5 protein-coding genes and 1 tRNA gene are annotated in these 4,998 nt (G+C 31.2%); 3 read left to right on the forward strand and 3 right to left on the reverse strand.

Annotation, left to right across the window (positions count from 1 at the left end; all coding sequences use genetic code 11):
- Nucleotides 1–62: 62 nt before the first annotated feature.
- Both AOG54_RS00950 and AOG54_RS09620 read right to left on the reverse strand, forming a co-directional pair.
- Nucleotides 63–1,385 (reverse strand): purine-cytosine permease family protein, encoded by a 1,323-nt coding sequence (locus tag AOG54_RS00950; protein WP_052656646.1) that lies wholly within the window; start codon nucleotides 1,383–1,385, stop codon nucleotides 63–65.
- Between the two features lie 85 nt (nucleotides 1,386–1,470).
- Nucleotides 1,471–1,629, reverse strand: coding sequence for a hypothetical protein (locus AOG54_RS09620; RefSeq protein ID WP_156150260.1), 159 nt, complete (start codon nucleotides 1,627–1,629; stop codon nucleotides 1,471–1,473).
- 880 nt (nucleotides 1,630–2,509) lie between these two features.
- On the opposite strand from AOG54_RS09620, the gene AOG54_RS00955 reads away from it, so the two are divergent.
- Both AOG54_RS00955 and AOG54_RS00960 read left to right on the forward strand, forming a co-directional pair.
- Nucleotides 2,510–2,923 carry an NUDIX hydrolase gene (locus AOG54_RS00955; protein WP_048100785.1) on the forward strand — a complete coding sequence of 138 codons (414 nt, stop codon included), beginning with the start codon at nucleotides 2,510–2,512 and terminating at the stop codon, nucleotides 2,921–2,923.
- Between the two features lie 126 nt (nucleotides 2,924–3,049).
- Nucleotides 3,050–3,901: a UbiA-like polyprenyltransferase gene (locus AOG54_RS00960; RefSeq protein WP_255350859.1), complete on the forward strand. Its 852-nt coding sequence runs from the start codon at nucleotides 3,050–3,052 to the stop codon at nucleotides 3,899–3,901.
- A 29-nt stretch (nucleotides 3,902–3,930) separates the two neighbouring features.
- Here AOG54_RS00960 and AOG54_RS00965 read toward each other — a convergent pair.
- Nucleotides 3,931–4,003, reverse strand: a tRNA-Pro gene (locus tag AOG54_RS00965).
- 157 nt (nucleotides 4,004–4,160) lie between these two features.
- Here AOG54_RS00965 and AOG54_RS00970 point away from each other — a divergent pair.
- Nucleotides 4,161–4,998, forward strand: an 838-nt coding sequence (locus AOG54_RS00970; RefSeq protein WP_055032276.1) for an alpha/beta hydrolase-fold protein, incomplete at its 3' end; no start/stop codon positions are given.

The following is a 4,998-nucleotide window of genomic DNA, read 5'->3' on the forward strand; positions in this document are numbered from 1 at the left end:
GAAAGGTGAACAGAAGGGGGCTTACTCCGGGCATTTCCACTCTTTTATCAATAATAAAATAACTAGGCTGTTTGGCTTAGTGCATTATTGTGCCCTCTCAAACCAATATAAAGTAACATTGCAATAATGAATGATATGTAATAACTTATATCAACACCACCAAGGTACATTGAGGATATTATTCCACTGTACAAAAATCCCGGATTCATAAAAGGGGCTGAAACCATTAATGCTATTAAATAACTTGTAATGCCCGTTTTATTATAATCGTTTATTATTGAAAATTTTTTATTTTTGTTTATTATAAAGAAATCTGCTATTATAATACCAATCCATGGCGTTATCCAGTAATCCAGTATAAAAAGAAAATCCTCATAGAATAAATAAAATTTGCTGTAGGTTATTATGGCGGTTAAAAATGTAATAATACTTCCAATTATAACAACTGTTGATCTTTTAAATTTAAAACCAATAACCTTAAGGGATAATGAATTTGAATAAAGGTTTATTGCATCTGCGGCTATTCCACCCAAAAATAGGGCAAAAAGACCAAAAACACTGTATTTACCCAGGACAATTTGCATATCAATGGCGGGATTTCCATTGGGATTTAATGATAGAATGGCAACCAGCATGCCGGCAATTTCAGAAACAAATGCAGCAGAAAAACTTCCAAAAAATACATAGGGCACAACACTCTTTTTATCCTGTGTGTATCTTGAGTAGTCACCGGCGTACGGCGTCCATGATATTATATCTGAAAATGATGCGGCCAGGGTTATTCCAATTGCCACAGAATAATTTATATTTAATGGGTCATATGATGATATCATGCTATATTTTGAAAATGATATAAGGATTATGAATATAAATAAAAATGCAAGCACTATGCCCATAATTTTTTCAAATACAGCTATAACATGATGACCGGCATACGATAGAAGGAATATGGCAGCAGTGAGTATAAGGATGGAAATTACGGAATATACATGAAATAAAAGTGTAAATGCAAAGGCTGCTAGTACCAGATTAACAGTGGTCCATCCAATTGTGTTTAGCCATTGAAGCGATGATAAAAAATTTCCAAATTTTTTGCCAAAGGCCCGCTTCCCTGCAGACATCTGTGGAAGTCCGGTTCTTGGGCCGGTTATGGATATTATGCCAAGGAGTATGGAACCAAAAAAGGTTCCAGCAAATAATGTTATAATTGTATAATAAATATTTAAACCCATAATAACTGGTATAAATCCAACCGCAAAATCCCCTATTGTTAGATTTGAGGCAAACCATATTGGAAATAGTTCTCGTGGTTTTACAACCCTTTTATCCTCAGGTACCTCACCATAATCGTATATTTCGTTGTAATGTGAGGATTTTTCTTTCAATTCCCTTGGTTAATTTCTAAATTATTCATAAACCTTTTTAAAACTTTTTTATATTGTGTTATTCTATGTTTCCAGTAAATAATTCCTATATAGCACCTAAATATAAGGCTTCAACTCTTATAAATGTACCTATGTAGCAGGGGAATTTAAGCCTGTGGAGATTGATGCCCCTGCCTGAAAGATTAAAAATAAGTCCGTATGTAAGGGCAAGCGTGGTCGATGAATCATGAGGCCTCATTGCCATGGCGTTAGGTAAATCACTCTTTCTGAATGTGTTCTAACAAATTTTTCCCAGCCGGCACCTCCTGTGCCTCATCAATTATTATTATGTTGTTATCTGTTTTTTAATCAGTTTTTTGTATGCATTGTATATATCGTCAAAGTTTTTGATATTGTTTTCAAGACTTTTATCATCAAAATTTATAATTAATTTATCCTCTGGATTATAACCTTTATTAATAAATGATAAAGCAACCTGCAGTGATATGAATGATTTTCCGGATCTACGCAGGCCACTTTCCGTTACTATATTAATTTCGTTTAATATTTTAAGTATTTTGTTAATATAAAACTCCCTTAAAATACCTGTATAAGGCTTTTTATCCCGGAAATTGCAATATGATAGAATGCTGATAAATTCTTCATTGGAAATCAGTATGTCACATACGACATAATTTTATATGAATATTGTGTCACATATGACATACTATTTAAAAAATCCAAATGATAAATAAAAAATAAAATTAAGGCAATATAAAAATACACACAAATATCTAATAATAAAATATTATAATATTTGAAGCAATAGAGTGTTCCGACTTCTATGATTTGTTATCATTGTACTATGCTCCTAGCAAGTTTAAGGTTATTTTAGCATATTTTTTATATTTAGGCCTTCAAATGCCATTAAATTATGTTCTTTTATTAATTTATCCGATACTTTATACGCAACATTACCTATCTAACTTGATATTCCTGCCACTTTTTTTCTGAATTTTCTACGGTGTTAGGGTTCTTTATTTTCTTTGAAGGTATTATAGTGATCTTTTTTAATTTTTATACATAAATTTGATAAACCTACGTTCATTTCAATAATTTTTAATATTAATTAGAATTGATTTATAATGGAATGCGATGCCGCCGTGGCGTTAATAATTGATAATGATAATTTTCTGTTAATAAAAAGGGCAGATCTGGGAGACCCCTGGTCAGGGCAGATGGCTTTACCTGGAGGGCATAGGGAAAAAAGTGAGACCTGCTGCGATACAGCAGTAAGGGAAACCTATGAGGAGGTTGGAATAAAAATAAGAATAACAAAATATCTGGGCAATTATTTTACATTAAATAAAACATTGTCCGTTGCCGCTTTTTTAGCCGAATGTGTAACTAAAAATGTTAAAATTGATAACGAGGTGTCAAAATTTTTCTGGGTTGGATTCAGAGAGCTTAAAGAATATGATGGCACATTTAGGTATGGGTCTTATATAATATTTGGACTTACCTATAGAATTCTTAAGGATTTTTCAAATATGCATTAAACTGTTAAATTTTTTAATTTAAGCTCAAATTTTAATGTTCATAAATAATATTTTTATTAATTAAACATTTTAAAAAAATTTTAAATAACTAAAAAAGATTTTATAACCAAAAATAATCTGTATGAGATTAAAACGAAATTAAAAACATTATTTGAGTATGTTAAAATGGAACATACTGTATTCGATTTACCCTTCATTTTTGCAGGTGCCCTTATAGCCTCAAATGGGATTATAGAAATGTACAAATTCTTTATTATTTTATTTGTTGCCATCTCTGCAAGAGGAGCTGCAATGTCAATAAACAGGATACTTGGCCTAAAATATGATATAACCAATCCAAGAAAAAGGAACTGGGCTCTTGTGACGGGGGAAATAAATCTGCGGCAGGCCATTGCATTTACCTTAATGCTGGTATTCATTTTTGAGGGTTTAACATATTTATTAAATAATCTTGTATTTATGCTCTCACCAATTGTTTTAATATTTTTTATAGCAGATCCATTAATGAAGAGAGTTACAAGCCTGAGGCATTTATTTATGGGATTTACCATAGGACTGGGCATAATAGGTGGATACCTGGCTGTGAATCCAAATTTCCCGCCTGCGATTATATATTTAATGGTTGCAGGTTCAACATTCTGGATTGCGGGCTTTGATATTATTTATACAATACCTGATGAGGTATATGATAAAAAAAACGGTTTAAAAACAATCATCGTGAAATACGGTGTAAAAAAAGGCCTAATTATTTCATGGGTTTTCCATATATTTACAATAATTTTCTTTATTTATATAGCATTTATTGTTCATTCAATATATTATATTCTGGCACTGATACCAATAATAATTTTAATATTATATGAACATGTTGCCATACATGGAACAACACCGGAAAATGTAAGAAAGGTTTTCTTTAATCCAAACTCCATAATAGGATTTCTATTTTTAATAGGAATTTATATATCCCTTGTGGCATAAGATTTATTAATATATAAAATAGAGATTAATGGGGCCGTCCGAATTTGAATCGGAGTCACCAACACCCCAAGCTGGTAGGATACCAAGCTACCCCACGGCCCCTAGGTGCTGTATTTCACTTTAGAATATAAAAATTTTTAATTCTGGAAATTAAATAAAAAATTAACACTTAACATATAAATCTAATAATTTATTTTATAGAAAATATAGTTTTCATTTAAAGTGTTAAAATTTAAGTAGAAATGACCCATCATAGACCATGGAGATAATAACAAAAATTTTAGATTCAGAGGCATTACATGATAATCCCGTAAATGATAAACCACAGAGGGAGGTAACAATCATTGAAAACAGTCCTAAAGAAAATACGCCATTGCTTGTAGGACTTGCAGGTTTTTTTGGGTCTTCCAGGAGTTTTTTGAATAAAAGTTATACAAATATTGATTTTATGGATGTTTTAAATAAAATATCTAAAAAATACAGTTTCATAATTATACTGCCAGATACAATGACATACTTCAGGGGCAACCAGTATGTAAATTCTACTGCCGTTGGAAATTACAGCGACTTTATTACAAAGGATCTGATAAAGTTTCTATTTAAAATATATGGAAAACGCGATGTTTACCTCTTTGGAAAATCGTCAGGTGGTTTTGGCTCTATTTATAATGCATTGCATAATCCAGATATATTTTCAGGATTTATAGACATCTCCGGAGATTCATATTTTCATTATTCATATCTAAGGGATTTTCCTGTGGCATATAAAATACTTAAAAATCTGGGCATAAAAAAGTTTATGGAAAAATTTAATTCTGATTATATCCACAGCCAGGATGAGCTTACAGCAGAGAATATAATTGCCATGTCAGCCTTTTATTCACCCAAAAACACTGAAATTAACCTGCCATTTGATTTAAATGATGGTGGATTAAATGAGCACTGGAATGCATGGCTTAAATTTGATCCAGTTAATATTATTGATACATCTGGCATTTCCCTAAAAAATAAAAAGATAATACTTCAAACAGGTATTTATGATGAGTACAGCATAAACATAGGCATGAATATGATACACGAAAAACTCTCAATGCTTA

The sequence above is a fragment of the Acidiplasma aeolicum genome (genome assembly GCF_001402945.1).
Lineage (GTDB): Archaea > Thermoplasmatota > Thermoplasmata > Thermoplasmatales > Thermoplasmataceae > Acidiplasma > Acidiplasma aeolicum.

What these genes read in the sequence shown, in the direction of transcription:
- AOG54_RS00955 (WP_048100785.1), top strand. Translation starts at nt 2,510, where the DNA reads ATGGAATGCGATGCCGCCGTGGCGTTAATAATTGATAATGATAATTTT.
- AOG54_RS09620 (WP_156150260.1), bottom strand. Translation starts at nt 1,629, where the DNA reads ATGGCAATGAGGCCTCATGATTCATCGACCACGCTTGCCCTTACATAC.